The following is a 17,235-nucleotide window of genomic DNA, read 5'->3' on the forward strand; positions in this document are numbered from 1 at the left end:
ATCAATATTAAGTTAAAGATTCTCATGTTGTCAGAAACGGAATATCACGGAACCGAAGAATCGACGTCCGGCATCATACGTCGTGTAATGTTCCGTGTCCGTATAATCAAATAAATTCTGAATTCCGCCTGTTAACGTCAACCTCATAAACTTCTTTTGCCAAGGCGTATATTGGGCCACCAACTTCCAAAGACTATAAGCCGGTTTTGTATTTTCACGAATCACCTCTATTTCTTGACCGCTATCGTCCGTTTCAGTGGATTTACTCTGTGACAATTTCTTAGAAGTCCACCGTCCGGAGAGAGAAACAGAACCATCCCGTTTCAATAATTTACCGCGTAATGTCGTGGTAAAATTCAAGGCGTGTTTTGAATTTCCGGACAATTGCAAATCCGTCTCCCGATCTCTCGCATCAGTATAAGCATAAGTTCCCCTCAGCAACAATTGCTTAATCGGGTAATAAGTTAATGTTCCTTCTGCCCCGCGTATACGCACGGCCTCCACATTTGCATAATGCATTTCTGCTCCCAATTGTCCCGGTTCCGGATCTTCCACGTCAATAACAAAAGAATTAATTTTATCTTTTATCGTGTTCTGGTACCCTTCCACGCTTGCATTCAACCGTCCATTGTAAGTATATTCCGCCGAAACCGATAAATAATTGGAATACTCCGGTTTCAAATCTGGATTTCCAACATTATGCGACACACTTCCCATGTCAAAATCAGAATACAACTCCGTCAAGCCGGGAGCTTTAAATCCCCGACTATACCCGGCACGGAATTTAAAACTGCCCGGGGCATACATCAAATTTACTTTCGGGGTATACGCGTCACCAAAAACAGAATGGTGCGTGTAACGGAAACCTCCTACCAAATCCAGCTCCGGCAATATCTGCCAATCCACCTGCACGAAAACATTCGCATCGTTCACTTTTCTCACGGTTTGTTCCTTACCGTATTGCATCTTATTATAATTCCGAGTCCAATTCCATTCAATTCCTCCAACAATCTCCACGTTCTTCAAGGGACTATAAATATCTGTCAAACGGGCTGTCTGCTCGTGAGAAGTCGCATTCGTACTATCTGCAAGATCAATCAAATCATACACGGTCTTACGAGTATAAAAATCTCCGTAATACACCGCATACAACTTATTCTTTTCCCCGAAGGCATGCTCCAATGATGCCCGGAATGTTTTGTTTAAACTGCGATAATGCGTTGGAGATTCTCCCTTGGGAGGATTCTCTACTTCATTCCAATAGAAAGAAGCTGAAGCCACCACTTTCGTCCGTTCATTATTCCATCCTACCTTCTCCTCTATATTCATATCATGTGAAGGATTCATCGTGTAAGACTGGGGTGTTTCGGGCGTAAGATCATACCCATCCGTGGAATTACGACGAAAAAGAGTCTGGGAGAAAAATCCCTTGTGAGCCAACCCGATCCCCGCATCCAACTGCAGGTCATTAAACTTAGAATAACGAGCTTTTGCCCAGCCTTCCAAAGAGCGTTTCGGAGAATCCGTGATAATATTCACAACCATACCCATGGCACTTGACCCGTAAAGAGCAGAAGCCGCACCTTTCAAAATCTCGATCCGTTTAATATTGGACGTACTCAGCCGATCGAAATCGATAGGTCCCCCGGGAGTCTGAGATAACCTCTCCCCATCAACCAAGATAAGGATGTAACTATTTTCCAATCCCTGAATCTGGATATTATTACCGCGAGGGTCCACGTTAAAACGAAGCCCCGGAATATTGTACTCCAGAACATCCATCATACTCTCGTAATCATTTCGTTGTAACTCCTCGGCAGAAACGACACGAGTCATCACGGGAGCCTCGGAAATCACCTTTTCCGTTCTCGTACCTGTAATAACCACCTCATCCAAATCCAACAAACTCTTCTTCAGCTTAATAACAAGCCCAGAGATCGTTCCAGGAGCCACATCAACTTCACGAGTCTCATACCCAACAGAACGAACCGTCAAAGTTGCTTTACGATTGGCAGGCACGTCAATTTTAAATTTTCCTTCCGTATCGCAAACACTCCCCCAACCTAACTCTTTCACCATGAGAGTTGATAAAGGTATTGCTTCCCCTGTTTCAACATCCACGACTTTTCCGGTTAATTTTACCGTTTTCACCGTATCAGCCATCACCTCCGGTTGAATCGCCATAAGTCTTGACATTGGTGCAAAATTCAATACAAGTACGCCACATACTAGCAATAAGATACTTTTCATGTTTATTATTTTTTCATAAACATTATAAACGCCACACGACAGCACACATCACGCACATCCGTGGCTTCATAAATGTTACTGTTAATAAAAACAATAGCTATTATTTTTTCCTTTTTATCATCCTTATTCCCGAGAACAATAAAAACATCTAATTCAGGCAGGTTTTCTGACTTTCTCCGCTTATGTCGCCTTCCCGGACGAACCAGTGGCATGAGGTGACTAAGCATTTCCCGTGTAACGGGAAAGAGATTACAGCAACGGGTATTGTTCCGGACTCTCACCGGATTCCCTTACATCCCATACAGATAGCATGGGACTCACCAAAATCGACGCAAATATATAAAATAATTTATTTCTTAATGAAAAAAACAATTATTTTCTAATAATCAGCTAAAATATCTTACACCCATCTTCTGAAATCAAAAAAGCTGTTCGGGAAATAACCGAACAGCCTCGTATATCGTATTATCGATACAATCTAACCCTTATGAGTATATCCCCATTTCAAATAAATGGCACCCCATGTAAATCCGGCACCAAAAGCAGCAAGGATCAAATTATCCCCCTTCTTCAGTTGGTCCTCCCATTCATACAGACACAACGGGATTGTTGCCGAGGTCGTGTTACCGTATTTTTGGATATTAACCATGACCTTCTCTTTGGGTAACCCCATTCGTTCCCCGGTAGCCTTGATAATACGCAGGTTTGCCTGATGAGGTACCAGCCAAGCCACGTCCTCCGAGGACAAGTTATTGCGTTCCATCACTTCCACCGACACGTCTGCCATGTTCGATACAGCATGTTTAAACACGGGCTGTCCTTCCTGGTAAATATAATGTTCCCGGGCTAAAACCGTATCAATGGTTGGCGGTTTCAAAGAACCACCTGCTTTCATATGTAGGTGAACACGTCCCATTCCATCCGAACGCAATATGTGGTCAATTACCCCCAAATCTTCAGTTGTCGGCTCCAGCAACACGGCGGCAGCCGCATCTCCGAAAATAGGACAAGTTGCCCGATCCGTGTAATCCGTAATCGCGGACATCTTTTCAGCTCCCACGACAATCACTTTTTTATAACGCCCGCTCTCCACGTACTGCGTCGCCGTGATCAAGCCATATAGGAAACCGGAACATCCGGCATTAAGATCAAAACTAAAAGCATTCTTTATTCCCACCATATCGGAAATCACGTTCCCGTTAGCAGGGAAATGCATGTCGGCCGTAACCGTACAGCAAATCAATAAATCAACTTCTTCCGGTTTCAAACCTGTTTTACGAAACAAGTCCTCCACCGCTCTGGCCCCGAGGTAAGCACTGCCTTTACCGGCATCCCGCAAAATACGTCTCTCTTTTATACCGATTCGAGTCATGATCCATTCGTCTGTGGTATCTACCATCCGGCTCAACTCCTCGTTAGTTAGAATATAGTCGGGATAATACGCTCCTACCCCTGTGATTACCGCTCTTGGCCTTTCCATAAAATAAAAATTTTCAAATTGAATAATAGAATCAGACACCTATATACAATCATAGCCCCCTAGTACAGGGGGCTGTATTATCTAAGGCAATCTTTATCATTGCATCAAAATTATGCAACAACTGCTTTCTCAATAGCCAATTTACCCCTGTAATACCCACATTCCGGGCATACAGTATGATACTGAACTGCAGCACCACAATTTGAACACTTTGCTATTGCAGGAACCGTTGCCTTATCGTGAGTTCTTCTTTTATTCCTTCTCTGTTTAGAGATTCGGTGTTTAGGATGTGCCATTTCTCTCTAGTTTTATTTAGTTATTATTAATTAATTTCCTCAATTCATCCCAGCGGGGATCAATCTTATCATTCTCTTCTTCCATTGTCAACTCTTCCAGTACATGCTCCATCTCCTCGTTACATTCTCCCTCCGGGTGAACCACGCGAAGCGGGTAATTCAGCATATACACCTCATATAGCGGTTCACTCAAATCCAGATAATCATCATCTTGAGCCAAGATAATAAAATCATCATCATTTCCTTCCTCTCTCTCCCCGTACTTCGCGTACAAGTTCAATTCTCCGCTAATTGGTAACTCCATTTCCTCCAGACAGCGATCGCAAATTGCTTCTACCGTCCCTTCGATCGTCATCCGAACCTCCATCAGCAGGGATGATTTCACGATATTTACTCTCGCGTTTACTTTTCCTTTCGTTCCTTTTGTCGCGTCAAAACAATCAAAAAAACTGCCATCCATGACAAACTCGAAAGTGTGAACGCCTTCCCCTAAGCCTCTGTGGGCTATCTTATATTCTTTCAATCTGTCCACTACTCTTGACGTAAAACGGGGACAAATGTACAAAAAAATATAATACCCAGTACATTCATACCCGTTTTTTTCTTGGAAACAAAATCTTGTATCTCTCTCCCACTTAATCGTGTTCGCCTTTTGAAGTTTCTATTTCCGCAATGTGAACCCTACCGGCACTTGCAAAGTTTCTGAATCGTACATATTCAGATAAAGAATAATTTTTTGGAACATCCCCTCGATGCTAATCTCGTACATATCCAACATTCCACTATCACCGAAAACTGCGTTTTGGGTCTTGAACGGGCAGCAACTCCCTTGACGTTTATACGAAACCTTCTCTCCGTTAGGACCTGCCAATGCGTTCAAAAAGCGTTGTTCATTCAGAGGGCCTTCCATCCCCCCACCTACCTTGATTGGATTATCCTCCGTGTACCCATAGGTCTTGTCACGAGCAAATTTCGTGATCTTAAAAGTTCTCGCATCCAAAAGCTCGTGCCGGACGTTTGCTTCCCCCTTCCGGACACTCTTTTTCGAAGTCGCACAAGAACTCATCAAGAGTACCACAATACAGATAAATAAATAGATCGTTTTCATAATTTTGAATAATTAATGATTCATGTGAATCAGCAGTTAGGAAAATATACTCTACAAAGGTTAGAAATCTATTTCTAATAAACAACAGGGAGCCACAAGGCCCCATGTCAGGCTATCCTTCCTCGACACCAACCACCCGGCATCATGCCTTTTCTAACACGGCATGAACACCAACGAGTATTCATGCCGTGTAGATGCTATGTTAAAACTATGTTCATGGTCTAGTGCACCCATAGCCCATTCATCGAGTAACCATCGTCGTCGGATTTACCACCACCTCCTTCAAATTCCCATCAGCCATGATTTTCCGGGCAAGCTCCTGCACTTTTTCCACTGTGATCGAATTCAACAATTTATTGTAATCAACATCCCAATCCTCACCCCACGTGTAATACGTCTGTAATAAAATCAAACGAGTCTGAACATTCCTTGCATTTTGAGTTTCCATCTTTCGCCAATATTCCAGATGCTTGTTTAAATCTTCAGGATCAGGCCCTTTGTCGGCAATCTGAAAAAGCTCGTCTTTTACCACCCGAACCAGCTCTTCCACCATGTCCGGGTTCGTCTGGAAAGTTACCTTCAGATCATACGTACCGATCGGTTGTCTGGAGAGAGTTCCATTCACGGAAACCCCGTAACTTCCACCTTTTTCCTCTCGAATAATTTGATTATAGCGTGATTGAAGACAAGCGGAAAGCATTCCCATCGTCATCATATTCTGTTGCGTGTAGTCCATCCCGCCCGAGTAACCAATACTAACCATACTTCTGGCAGTTTCCATACGTATTTCTTGCCTTTCCTCTTTCACTCCGGGCAACACCCTCACCCCGTCATCCTTCCATCCCAATTGTTGCTTCCCGGCAGGAAGTCCTCCAATATATTTTTCCACCAGAGGCTTGAAAGTTTCCATGTCAATATCCCCGACAAAATAAAAAGTATAATTACCTGCCGCATCAGTAAACAAATTACGATACCAAGAGCTAATTTTACCACAATCAATACCTGCCAAGATCTGTTCATCAGGAATTCGTGTTCGCTGTTGGTCACCATACGTGATCTTATTCACCATTTGTGTCATGACAAAATCCGGAGAGTTTACTGAATTTTCCAAATTTTTCCGGTTCGCCTCGATTACCATATCCAAACGCCCCCGATCAAAATTAGGACGTGTAAAATACAGATACGTCAATTGTAACATGGTCTCCACGTCTCCTTTCGCGGCACTTCCGTTTATATCTGTCGAAAAACGATTAATCGTAGGTTGTATGTTAACAACCTTGCTACCCAACACCTTTCGTAACTGCTCTGCAGTGAAATCCCCTACTCCCGAAGCACTCACCACCTGTGCGAGCATCGAAACCGAATAATAATCCTCCGTGGGAATCATGGAAAGTCCCCCACTCGCCTGACCGCTCATGACGATCTGATACGGAGTATCCGTGGTTGGTAACACTACAACTCGGATACCATTCTTCAACATCCACACGGTCGAACCATATTTCCCTTTCTTGGTTTTTATAACACGACCAGAAATAACCTCTTCAGACAAGAGGGGTCGATCAATTTTTTCAGTCTGGTAAGGTTCCATCTCAACCGTTCGAACCCACGAGAAGAAATTTTCCAGAATCTCCGTTTCGGGTAAAACCCTCTTCGCCTTTTCCGGGGCGGAAATAACCAACACGTTATTAGCAAGCGAGATTAGCTGCTGTACCAACTCGTTAACCTCCTGCAATGTCACCTGTTTCATCAACATCAATTGCGTAACCGCCCACTTGTGTCGCGGAGACATCAAGGGCGTATTCTTCACGTAATGATTGATACACTCCCACACTAGCATCCCGGTTTCCCGGTCCCCAGCAGTCTCGTACGCATACTTTCCACCTCTCAAGATTCCCGTGCGAACCTGCTCCAATTCCTCCTCCGTGAACCCGAAACGTCGCACTCGTTCCAACTCTCCATACGCTGAGGTGAAAGCCTCCGCAATAGCATCTCCGCGTGCCACGACCTGCAATTCCAACGCATCACAAGTATTCGTCAGCGGAACATTCTGCAAATGGGCAGATGCGAACGGACATCCCTCCTGTTGCGCCAGCTCCCCAAAACGAGTGTTCATCATGGCTGCGGCAATATTGATCATTATGTTCATGTAAGTCGCCCCGACCCGGTTATTCAATTCCTTTGGAACAGCCGCTCGCCTGATATAAAAATTTGCATTACACGTCTGTTGTTCCGGATCTGTGATCACCGTCACAACAGGAACCACGTTATCCGGAATCCGAATCACCTCCTTTGCTTTCGGATTCTGAGCGACAGGAATATCCGCCATTACTTTCTTCAACTTCGCCTCCATCTCGTTCACGTCGAAATCACCGACAATTACCACGGCCTGTAAATCCGGACGATACCAGCACTTGTAAAAATCTCGAAGCATCTGAGAATCAAACGTACGCAGGAACTCTTCCGTACCGAGCATATTCCGGTGTGCATAACGAGTATCTCCAAAAACGGAAATAGCCGCCTTATTACCCACCCGGAATTGGGCATTATTCCGTTGCCGTAACTCCTCTATAATCACCCCCCGTTCCTTGTCAATCTTCTTATCTTCCAAAGCCAAATACCCAGACCAGTCGTGTAAGATCAACAACATCGAGTCCACGATACTTTCCCGCTTAAGCGGGACTTGCGTCAACTGGTAATACGTCATTTCCATCCCCGTGGCGGCATTCAAGTTCGTCCCGAACTGCATCCCGATACTCTCCAGCCACCGGATCATACTATCATCCGGAAAATGCTTTGTCCCGTTAAACATCATGTGTTCCAAGAAATGCGCTAATCCATTTTGTGAATCCTCTTCTTGAACTGATCCCACATCATACACAATGTAGAAATCCGCCAATCCCGTCGACTTGGCATTATGCCTCAAATAATACCCCATCCCATTATCAAGTTTTCCAACCCTCACATTTGTATCTTGAGGGAGTATATCCCCCATATTCAATTGTTGGGCAGAAGCAACACTACTTACCGCCACCAACAAGAATATCCCCAAGATAATTTGTCGTAATATTGTTCTCATAATATATGATATAATTCATAACAATTTCTCCTTCCACCATACATGGAGGAAGGAAGATATATAACCATAACACACACGTATTTACAAGATCATAAAATTTATAGTCGTTCTCGAAATTCCTCCTTTATATACAAAGTTACTGGAAAATTAATCTCAAGGGATCTATAACTTTATGACCTTTATAAAACTTCATCTCATTTAGCATTTTCATTAAAGCGAAGCCTATTCAACACTATTATTTAAATATCTTCTAAATTCCAATTTACCATAATCTGATTTTGGACGATCTTTAATTGGTAAAAAGTGATTAAAAAAATGCCCTCTATATGGTGTTTTTCCTTTTTTCATTTTCTCTTGATATTCCAAAACCGATTTCTTCATGGATTCAAGAAATTCTTCCGTTGACAACCTCAGAAATACAGAATTTAACACGTTCTTCGGCACGTTCCCCCCACCAACCTCATCAAGACACACTGCTTGAAATTGTCCCAGTAGTTCTTCTGTTAAAAAATCAAGAATATCTGAAGGGATAACTATTTCGTACGAGAGTAATTTTCCCTTTTTGTCAAAATAAATACTTCCATAAATTGTAGTTTTTAAACCGAGCGAATCCACTTTATTCTCCACCATTTTCATCAAATCAGAACTGAACACTCTCGTTTCCATCTCATCTGCCCAACGTGTCCACGGATGATTATCTACAGCCTTTTGGTATTGTTCTCTATCCAACTCCGGATCAATTTCAACAGGAATATCCAACAAATCAATAGCCACATTCTTCCCCTTCACAAAAAACGGGATCATGATAACCTTATACTCCTTAGGATGAATCGATAGAAAACCGGAAGAATTCAATAACTCACAATTACCCAAAAAAAGAGTATCTATATGAACTTGTGCATTTACCAAGAAATAACTCATAATAGTAAATACCAATAAAAACAATTTTTTTTTCATAAATTCTCGTTTTACAAATTACATTTAAATCGTTTGTTTCCAATAAGTAATACAAAGCAATGCATCAGCTTGATAATAGAAACGGTTCATAATCGTTTGGAAAAGATCCTTTATTACACACGAACTCCAATGCATCAGTAGCAATATCTGCTTCAAATTCAACAAGAGGCCTCGTGTTAATATTCATCGTGTAATTGCAAACTTTATCTTGGAATGCATGTACAAGTTCGTGATTAAATACTGAACGAGAAACGTAATTAGGTCCAACACCAGCTTTCAAAAAAAATATTCCCCACTGCGTATGATAAACACCTCCTTCTTTTTCATCCAAACGTAATGATGTATCAAACCCCATGGGAATAGGCTCATTTCCATTTGCACAAAATACTTGATAAGCAAAAAGTTTCAATAATGGAGTTGATTCAAACCAATTACTTCCAAGCGATGTAAACATCGATTCTGTATACATATCAAAAGCGACAAGATTCTGATAATCAGAATTTGTATTAAATTCATCTTTTACGAACTTTCTATAAAAAACACCAAATGTCCATACTGGAGGGACAGGATTAGGTATTAATATTTCCCAATTCGATCTAGAGAATCCTAACGTCTCTTCGTCCAAAATTACATTCTTATTTTGACAACTAAAAAATATTATTGTAACCACTAGTAACAATAAGAGTTTTCTCATAATTTTTTACATTAATGAATTTGGTCATGCAACCATCTTAATCATATTCAAACTATCTCATACTTGGTAAAAACACCTCCGCCTTCACTTCATACTCTTTCCCCTCCGTATCTCGAACGGTCACCGTTTTTACCCCACGCTCACGGATCATTTCGTCGATATTGGGAGAATCCAAGGCCATGCTCTCCAACGGTTTCCCGTCCAAGGCGATCACCGTCCATCGCGGGGCCAACCGCTTGCTCGCCTCTTTACCCCACACGGCAGCGATTTTCAACACCCCGTTATCCGACCCCGTCATCACGGGACGGCTATCGCCTTCCCACACGCTTGCATCGACATAAGGTTCAAAGTGGTACCTTCCGTTTGGATAATCAAGAGTAAACACCCCTAAATCCGTCGTTTTGAAACAGAGCAACAAATACCCGATTCCCCCGGTAATAATCGGCATCTTCTTGAAAACGGCATCTCCCAGATGAAGTCCGGTCATCCGACCCCGGTAAAGCTTATCCGTCTTCACCATACCGCCAACCATCGTCCCGATAAAGCCGTTCCCTTCTTCCACGTCCCCGATAATTCCCGCTTGTGTCCATTGTTCAAACCCTTCCACCGAGGGCAACCCGATAGCTCCCGTTCCGTTCCCCGTGTCGAACAGAGCCGGAACATCATGAACTTCACCTTTTCCTTGCACCTTGACCGAAAGTAACGGAACATTGTTCCAAAGCTTCAACGTCTCCCATCGAGAAATAGAAGGATCCACCCGATCCGAAAGCGTGATCGTTTTATTCCTCGCGTCAATCGTCACCACGAACTCGTTAATCACGTTCGCCCCGATCGTCCCGTCAACTCCCAAATGCTTGAAAACCGGGTTATGCTCGCTCATCACGGCCGCCTGCCTGCCTTTCAGCACAAGCCCACCTAGCGAAAGCACCGGGATCTCTGCCATGACAACTTGGTCACCCATCCCCTGCATCGTGTTCCCGGTTTGCTGATAAGCTAACTTCTCCGTGTTTACCAGCTTGTCGGACACGCAAGTAATGCCCGCGCAAGTATCAAACAAAAAGTAATAAGTATGCCCGTTAATCTCCACCTTCACCACCGGGACTCCTTGCCGGAACTCGTAATTCAACGTGATCTCCCGGCTTGCCTGACTATCCCCCAATCCTTGGGAAACCCCTCCCGGAACAACTCCCGACATTTGTTCATTCACGTGGTTTCCCGCGTTCGCTTTCAGCAAATTAACATACTTCTCCATCTCCTTCTGCGCCTTCTTCATCTCGGCGGATTTTCCCAAAGCCTGCCATAAAGCGGCTTTCCCCGCATACATCATGGCACGTGTCTGGTAGGAAACAACATCTTCCCCCGAAGCCGCCATGATCAACTCGTCCAACCACTTCAAACCGGCCTCAACGGCCGCCTTCTGCTCTTTCACCTGTGTCAATGCCTGCATGAAAAACGAGAAATACGGCCCGTACAACTGGGGAGGAAAAACATTCTCCCTCTCCACCTCCCGCATCGCCTCCAACATCTGTTTCCAGTCCCCTTGCCGGGCGAGTTGCGACGTGTTCAACCACACGGCAGCCATCGTTTTCCCCGGCCCCTCTTTTGCCTGATCCAGATAATCGACAAAAGCATTAAACCGATCCTGTTCATAAATGCCAAGATTGGGATTCGTGGAAAACTCCATTGCCGTTTGCACCATCGCCCCCATTAACGTGGCGTCCACCATTGCCCGCTGGTTCTCCAAGGGAATAGAGTAAAAACGATCAATATGATCCCGTACCATCAGTAACGTTTTCGACAACGGGTCATTTTCAAACTGCATGATGATCGGCCACATCCGCGGTGTCGCCAATTGATCAAGTGATAACCCGTCAAGCCACTCTTTCACCACTTGCTGCACCTCGGCATTCATCCCCGCACTCCCCAGAGCCTTAATAAACTCCAAAAGAAATGCCGGCTCCCGCTCCCCTGCGTTATACCGGGTTGCCAATACATCCAACCGCTTGGCAGGATCCAACACGGCTTTCGCCCCATTCACAAGCCAAGCGGCATCACCCGCCCCGACAAGCTTTCCGATAACCTGTTCCGTCTTCGGATCAATAAACACGAGCGTTGGTAAAGAAGCAACTCCCCATTTCGCAACATTCACCTTGCCATCAGCATCTTTCTCTACATTAAACTGCACGTTGACAAAGTGGCTGTTAAAAACATCTCCCACTTCTTTTTGCGTGAACACCTGCGATGCTAGTTGTTTACATGGGCCACACCAATCAGCGTAACAATCCACGAAAATCAACTTGTTCTCGCTCCGAGCCTTTTCCACGATCTTCTTCCACGACCGGGTAGGCTCAAACATAATGCCTTGTGTTTGGGCGAGAGCATTCAAGCCCATCGCCCAAAACAAGACAATTAAAACAACACTTCTTCTCATCCACTAATTTCCCTTGATCACCATAATCGAGGATAACGTCACGTTATAGAAATCCACCCAATTCCAAGATGAATCATAACCTTGTTTATAGAAATCATCAGATACCGTAATCCTGATTTTTTGAGCTGTTTTCGTCCCTTTATCCTTGTTCAGGTAGACGATCGTGGTCTCACCTTCTCCGTTTCCGAGAGTTGTACTTTTGCTGAAAGTCGCTGTCGCCCATTGTCCTGATCCGGTCTCGACTTCTATACTCAGAGTCTCCGGGCGAGAAGCATCCGGATCTCCGAAGTCTTTTGTCTGCACAATCTTGAATCCGGCAATTGTCTCCTCCTGTTTCATATCGATCTCGATGACATGCGTCCGGATCTGAGTTGTCGGTTGCGGCAACCAATAAGAATCATTATCAACCAACAGATTCTTTGCCCCGGAATCATATCCCAATGCATCTGCCGGAGACACAGATATATCCCAGTTTGTGGCATCCATGAATGCAAGCATCGGCTGTTCAGACAGTTTATTCTTTTCTGTAAAGAAATCAGGGACAACATCAAAATAATGATTCCCGTAATGATAAATCTTCACACCCAACTTCTCGGCAATCACGTTCAAAGCCCCGATAGAAAGTTCCTTATTAGAAAGGCTGGATCTTACCCGATCCTCCGTTCCCAATGCAAGATACCGGTTTCTTCCCAAATGAAGTTCCTTTAGATTCGGGAAATGAAGAACATCTATTAACGAAATCTGGTCATAATCTATATCCAGTATTTCCACGTTCTTAATATCATCCTGCTTGATCTCCCCCAATAAATCCAATCGATTTCTCACGTCAGCCGCAAAATCACTCTCGAAAGAGGGGACATTAAAAGACAACTCGATGGGATCCAAATCCAATATCATATCATCAAGGATCGCGATTTTACCTTTACGATACACCTTTACCGGTTTTGTAAAATCAATATTCTCCCCGATCAGCGCATAAGATTTTCCTTTCGGCCAGCTATTTTCCCGATCTTCAGGCCCAACCTCCCAGAATTGTTCCGTCTCACTGCCCTTTTCAAAATAACCGATCTTAAAGGCAATCAAGTTATCCGCCCATTCGTCAAAGGCAACAAACAAATATTTATCGGCCACTTGAAATTGTTTATTTACCACACGGGTAAAAAGCAATAATTCCTCCGACGCACTCGTGTACGGACGCACGTACACCGGGTCTCCTAACGACTGTTTTATAATCTCCCCCTCCTTTTGCTCGATAGCGCTAACACGGAACGTGTATTCATAATTTTTCAACCCTTCCACCAGATAACTCTCGCTATCCCGATCAATAATCACTGAATCCGTCTTCTCGTCATCGGTCCATTCCACCATGATCGCCGTCCGTCCCGGATCAAGTTTCAGATTCCACGTCAGCAACACGGACAACCATTTAGGTTCCCCTTTCAAATCATAGATTTTAGTCAGGTATTGCTCCGGACCGTCTCCCGTGTGCTTTGAATAAGTATCTTCAAGTTTCTCGCATCCCGTCAGGTATCCGGCGAGCAAAACGAGTATTACCGCATATTTAAAAAATAATTCTTTCATAAATCGCTACTATTTTACCCCGTAGATCTCCAATTCATGGAAAGTCACGTTGTTATTATTATTATGGTCATAGTCTGGCGTAAGAGTATCCACGTAAGTCTCGTTGAATTGAATTTTCAAAAAACGATACTCCCTTTCCTCGAATGGGAAAGGTATCGACAAATAATGAGCCTCCACGGCTGCTAATTCTGTCAATGTATTACATTGATCCTTAACCTTTTCCTTATTCACGTACCAACGTTCCGTCTCTTCTATACCGGGATCCTGCTCAAAATTACCGATCAGTTCCCAATCCGCCTTTGTTCCGGGATTTGTTGTCGGATGGTAATCCCCGTCACCAACCCAAGCATACACTTGAACATTACAGGGAAGTTTGGTGTAATAACCATTATCGAAATCATGATTTATAGCTCCCTCATCTTGAATCCGCATATACAAGCGCATCTCTCCCACGATAGCCGGTTCCTTGATGTCAAGCACGAAATAAACGTCATTCCCCGGACGATTCAAGGCATTAGGCCCCGCCAAGAAAGTAAAAGGTGGCGTCGCATACCCCCTCCTATAATATTCAAGAGCCTGCGTCCCCTTCACATCCCCGTCAAAAAGGTAGCCCTTACCCAACGCTCCCGGATTCCATGAATCGGTAGAACGAGGCATCTCTTTTGACTTGTTAAAAGGATCAAAAAGTTCAAAATTATAGTTAGGAATCAATGCCCGTGTGGCTCCTTTCACCCCGGTCCAAATTTGTTTCCGGGCAATACGCTGCCGGTCATCTTCCGTAGTAATCACGATCGTATAATCTTCCTGCTGTTGCGAATCGTCCAAGGAATACGCTTTCACGGAATGTCCATTCGTTAAGCGGAAGTTCTCTAAAAAGATCGTATCCCTCAACTTAGTTGTAGGATTTATCCCCACGAAATACACCGAGGCCGACCCCTCTGTTCTACCCTCCAAATCACAAATCACCTGGAAACCATTCCAATACGAACTAACCTCCACCTTGTCAAAGAACGAGTAAAGAGCCGAAGGACGGGTATCGAAAGTAAAATTCATCACCTTCGACTCTTGTTCATTCTTATCTAAAAATGATACTTTCACCGGAACATTCTCGTGTACTTGGTTAAACCCGTCCAAGACCAACGTGTCCACGGCATAATCCGCCACCTTGTAAACCCGTGTACCATACTCGTCCGTGTACTCCGCCTTCACCCGGTTAACGCGTCGGTCCGAGAGAGAATAACGCATCACGGCTCCCCCCTCCGTCGGTGTAAAAGAAAACATATTCTCGTTTATCTCCACATCGAAATTCACGTTATCATCATCGGAGCAACCGAACAAACCGAACATCAATAATATCAATAATATCGTATTTCTCATCTTTCTCTTTTTTTAGGTAACTTAAATTTAAAATTCACCTACCATCCGGGATTTTGCACGATACCGGAAACCATAGCTTCTTCACTCTTGATGGGGAACAGATAATCCCGTGCCGGATTAAAATACGCATCATCCCACACCACCACAGGGCCTTGACCGTTGTTAAAAAATTCCTGCCATGTCTCTCCTAGCACAACCCAAGCCATCGGCTTGTCGTTCCATCCCTCTGCGATAGCAGTTCCCCAACGGCGCACATCCCAGAAACGATGTCCCTCGAACATAAACTCGATCGTCTTCTCCCTACGAATAATATCCCGCAAACCAGCCTGCTCGTTAAACTTATTCGGATTGATACCGTATTCTCCCCAACTTTCCTGTACAGTAGGAATTCCTGCCCGTTCGCGAACTGCATTTAACCGATCGAAGATCTTGTCCCGATGAGTTCCGTTTGGCCCTTCGTACTCGTTCCAAGCCTCTGCGGCTATCAGGTAAAGCTCCGCCAATCGCATGTACACGGTCGCTCCTTGCTGAAAAGTACTGATACCATTAAAATAATCCGGTAGTCGAATATCACTCCGCGTACCTTTTTTCACATAATAACCGGTAAGATTTTGCCGTACCCTCGAAATGATACGATCCTGCGTCACACCGAACAACTGTCCCCGACGAGAATCCACCAGCAATCTATTATAACTCCCCGGACCTAACTGCCAATAAAGTCCCGGAGCTGCAATCGTGGCATAAAAACGAGGCTCCCGATCCAAATGCAGAGCCAACACATCCGTACTCAACGGTACCACATTCGTGTATCTGACATCACGTTCCTGTGCCATTCCATAACCGTCCCCGTAAACCCAAGTCTTATCTTCCGAAATAGGTAACCCGTTTACCGTGTAAAATTTATTCACCATCCGAATGTTTGTTCCAAGAATTCCTTCAAGAACAGAGCTATAATACGGGTCGGACTCCTTCGTCCCCAAACGAGGTAACAAGTATTGATATATTGAATTAATTCCACTAACAATCATGATCGCTTCCGTGGAATTCTGAAAATTAGGAGCCCATAAAGAGGATTCCAAATCCCGCATGGTATTCAGAAGAGGAGTTGCCTCCGTCATCGTTCCCGAAATCAATTTATATCCCATCCCCTCCAAATATTCTATTGTTTCATCAGCATACTCCGCAGCAATTCGCCATTTTTCCTTGTCTTCCGGGGAAAATAGAGCACTCCCGTCCTTGTTTTTCATGTCCTTGTACGGGCTAATCCCACCATTAAACAAGGGAGAAGCTGCATAAAGCAACACCCTCGCTTTCAAACCCATCGCCCCTTCTTTAGAAAAGAACTCCCTTCTGGACGCATCCTTTTCTCTTAACGGAGTTAAATGAGGAATCGCCTCATCCAACAATGTCGAAATCGCCTGAACACAACTATCCATAGGGCTTCTCTGCTGCCGTTGTTCTTCTATGGGGGCATAAATATCTATATTTTTTGGTACCAACGTGAACGGCCCGTAACGTTTCATCAATTCAAAATAATAAAAAGCTTTCAACGCTTTTATCTCTGCGGTCCAAGTCTCCAGTTCCCCGGCACGTAAATTGTAAACATCCCCGATATGCTCCAAAAAGGTATTACACAAACGGATATAATAATACGCACTCTTATAATCCCATATATCACCTAACGGTGACAGTGCTGTCTGTAGCCCATCCGCAATATAGAAAGATGTCAACACCTTATCTACCCGGGCATAAGTTCCCGCCGTGTACTCATCGGCTCCCATAAGTGCAGGATTACCAGTTTGATGTATCGCTAACATATTAAATAACAGATTCGCATCTATCATCCATTGTCCCGCTCCGCTCCGTGTCTCAAATATTTTCGGGATCGTCAGAATATCATCTTCAGGTACTAAATCGAGATAATCGTCACATCCCGAGAAAAAGTAAACGGAACAAATTAAAATCAGTATATTCTTGAATTTCAT

The 17,235-nt window shown here is 44.0% G+C and carries 12 protein-coding genes and 1 riboswitch; all 12 genes read right to left on the reverse strand.

Annotated features, from left to right (window positions below):
* Positions 1-30 precede the first annotated feature (30 nt).
* Entirely contained in the window at positions 31-2,250 is a 2,220-nt protein-coding gene (locus F1644_RS11220) for a TonB-dependent receptor (RefSeq protein ID WP_118304522.1), read from the reverse strand.
* A gap of 138 nt (positions 2,251-2,388) precedes the next feature.
* Positions 2,389-2,590, reverse strand: a riboswitch (cobalamin riboswitch).
* A 138-nt stretch (positions 2,591-2,728) separates the two neighbouring features.
* A complete protein-coding gene (locus tag F1644_RS11225) occupies positions 2,729-3,730 on the reverse strand; it encodes a beta-ketoacyl-ACP synthase III (RefSeq protein ID WP_087419029.1) in 1,002 nt (333 codons plus the stop codon).
* Positions 3,731-3,840: 110 nt separating this feature from the next.
* Entirely contained in the window at positions 3,841-4,026 is a 186-nt protein-coding gene (gene rpmF / locus F1644_RS11230; protein WP_027201828.1) for a 50S ribosomal protein L32, read from the reverse strand.
* Positions 4,027-4,042: 16 nt separating this feature from the next.
* The gene (locus F1644_RS11235; protein WP_229782343.1) at positions 4,043-4,558 is read right to left on the reverse strand and encodes a YceD family protein; all 516 of its coding nucleotides are present in this window, start codon (positions 4,556-4,558) and stop codon (positions 4,043-4,045) included.
* 129 nt (positions 4,559-4,687) lie between these two features.
* Positions 4,688-5,134 (reverse strand): 2-dehydro-3-deoxyphosphooctonate aldolase, encoded by a 447-nt coding sequence (locus F1644_RS11240; RefSeq protein WP_118304523.1) that lies wholly within the window; start codon positions 5,132-5,134, stop codon positions 4,688-4,690.
* 241 nt (positions 5,135-5,375) lie between these two features.
* Positions 5,376-8,210: a M16 family metallopeptidase gene (locus F1644_RS11245; RefSeq protein WP_118304524.1), complete on the reverse strand. Its 2,835-nt coding sequence runs from the start codon at positions 8,208-8,210 to the stop codon at positions 5,376-5,378.
* A gap of 222 nt (positions 8,211-8,432) precedes the next feature.
* A complete protein-coding gene (locus F1644_RS11250) occupies positions 8,433-9,167 on the reverse strand; it encodes a hypothetical protein (RefSeq protein WP_118304525.1) in 735 nt (244 codons plus the stop codon).
* 64 nt (positions 9,168-9,231) lie between these two features.
* A complete protein-coding gene (locus F1644_RS11255) occupies positions 9,232-9,861 on the reverse strand; it encodes a hypothetical protein (protein WP_118304526.1) in 630 nt (209 codons plus the stop codon).
* Between the two features lie 52 nt (positions 9,862-9,913).
* Positions 9,914-12,292 carry a thioredoxin domain-containing protein gene (locus F1644_RS11260; RefSeq protein ID WP_118304527.1) on the reverse strand — a complete coding sequence of 793 codons (2,379 nt, stop codon included), beginning with the start codon at positions 12,290-12,292 and terminating at the stop codon, positions 9,914-9,916.
* A gap of 3 nt (positions 12,293-12,295) precedes the next feature.
* On the reverse strand, positions 12,296-13,873 hold the full coding sequence (locus tag F1644_RS11265) for a DUF4998 domain-containing protein (RefSeq protein ID WP_118304528.1): 1,578 nt from the start codon (positions 13,871-13,873) through the stop codon (positions 12,296-12,298).
* Positions 13,874-13,882: 9 nt separating this feature from the next.
* Positions 13,883-15,250 (reverse strand): DUF4959 domain-containing protein, encoded by a 1,368-nt coding sequence (locus tag F1644_RS11270; RefSeq protein ID WP_118304529.1) that lies wholly within the window; start codon positions 15,248-15,250, stop codon positions 13,883-13,885.
* A 38-nt stretch (positions 15,251-15,288) separates the two neighbouring features.
* A complete protein-coding gene (locus F1644_RS11275) occupies positions 15,289-17,235 on the reverse strand; it encodes a RagB/SusD family nutrient uptake outer membrane protein (RefSeq protein ID WP_229782344.1) in 1,947 nt (648 codons plus the stop codon).

Origin of the sequence: Butyricimonas paravirosa (genome assembly GCF_032878955.1) — a bacterium.
In the GTDB taxonomy this organism is placed as follows: Bacteria; Bacteroidota; Bacteroidia; order Bacteroidales; family Marinifilaceae; genus Butyricimonas; species Butyricimonas paravirosa.

Excerpts from the sequence above, each read along its gene's own strand:
- F1644_RS11220 (WP_118304522.1), bottom strand. The coding sequence starts at position 2,250 with ATGAAAAGTATCTTATTGCTAGTATGTGGCGTACTTGTATTGAATTTT.
- F1644_RS11225 (WP_087419029.1), bottom strand. The coding sequence starts at position 3,730 with ATGGAAAGGCCAAGAGCGGTAATCACAGGGGTAGGAGCGTATTATCCC.
- rpmF (WP_027201828.1), bottom strand. The coding sequence starts at position 4,026 with ATGGCACATCCTAAACACCGAATCTCTAAACAGAGAAGGAATAAAAGA.
- F1644_RS11240 (WP_118304523.1), bottom strand. The coding sequence starts at position 5,134 with ATGAAAACGATCTATTTATTTATCTGTATTGTGGTACTCTTGATGAGT.
- F1644_RS11245 (WP_118304524.1), bottom strand. The coding sequence starts at position 8,210 with ATGAGAACAATATTACGACAAATTATCTTGGGGATATTCTTGTTGGTG.
- F1644_RS11250 (WP_118304525.1), bottom strand. The coding sequence starts at position 9,167 with ATGAAAAAAAAATTGTTTTTATTGGTATTTACTATTATGAGTTATTTC.
- F1644_RS11255 (WP_118304526.1), bottom strand. The coding sequence starts at position 9,861 with ATGAGAAAACTCTTATTGTTACTAGTGGTTACAATAATATTTTTTAGT.
- F1644_RS11260 (WP_118304527.1), bottom strand. The coding sequence starts at position 12,292 with ATGAGAAGAAGTGTTGTTTTAATTGTCTTGTTTTGGGCGATGGGCTTG.
- F1644_RS11265 (WP_118304528.1), bottom strand. The coding sequence starts at position 13,873 with ATGAAAGAATTATTTTTTAAATATGCGGTAATACTCGTTTTGCTCGCC.
- F1644_RS11270 (WP_118304529.1), bottom strand. The coding sequence starts at position 15,250 with ATGAGAAATACGATATTATTGATATTATTGATGTTCGGTTTGTTCGGT.
- F1644_RS11275 (WP_229782344.1), bottom strand. The coding sequence starts at position 17,235 with ATGAAATTCAAGAATATACTGATTTTAATTTGTTCCGTTTACTTTTTC.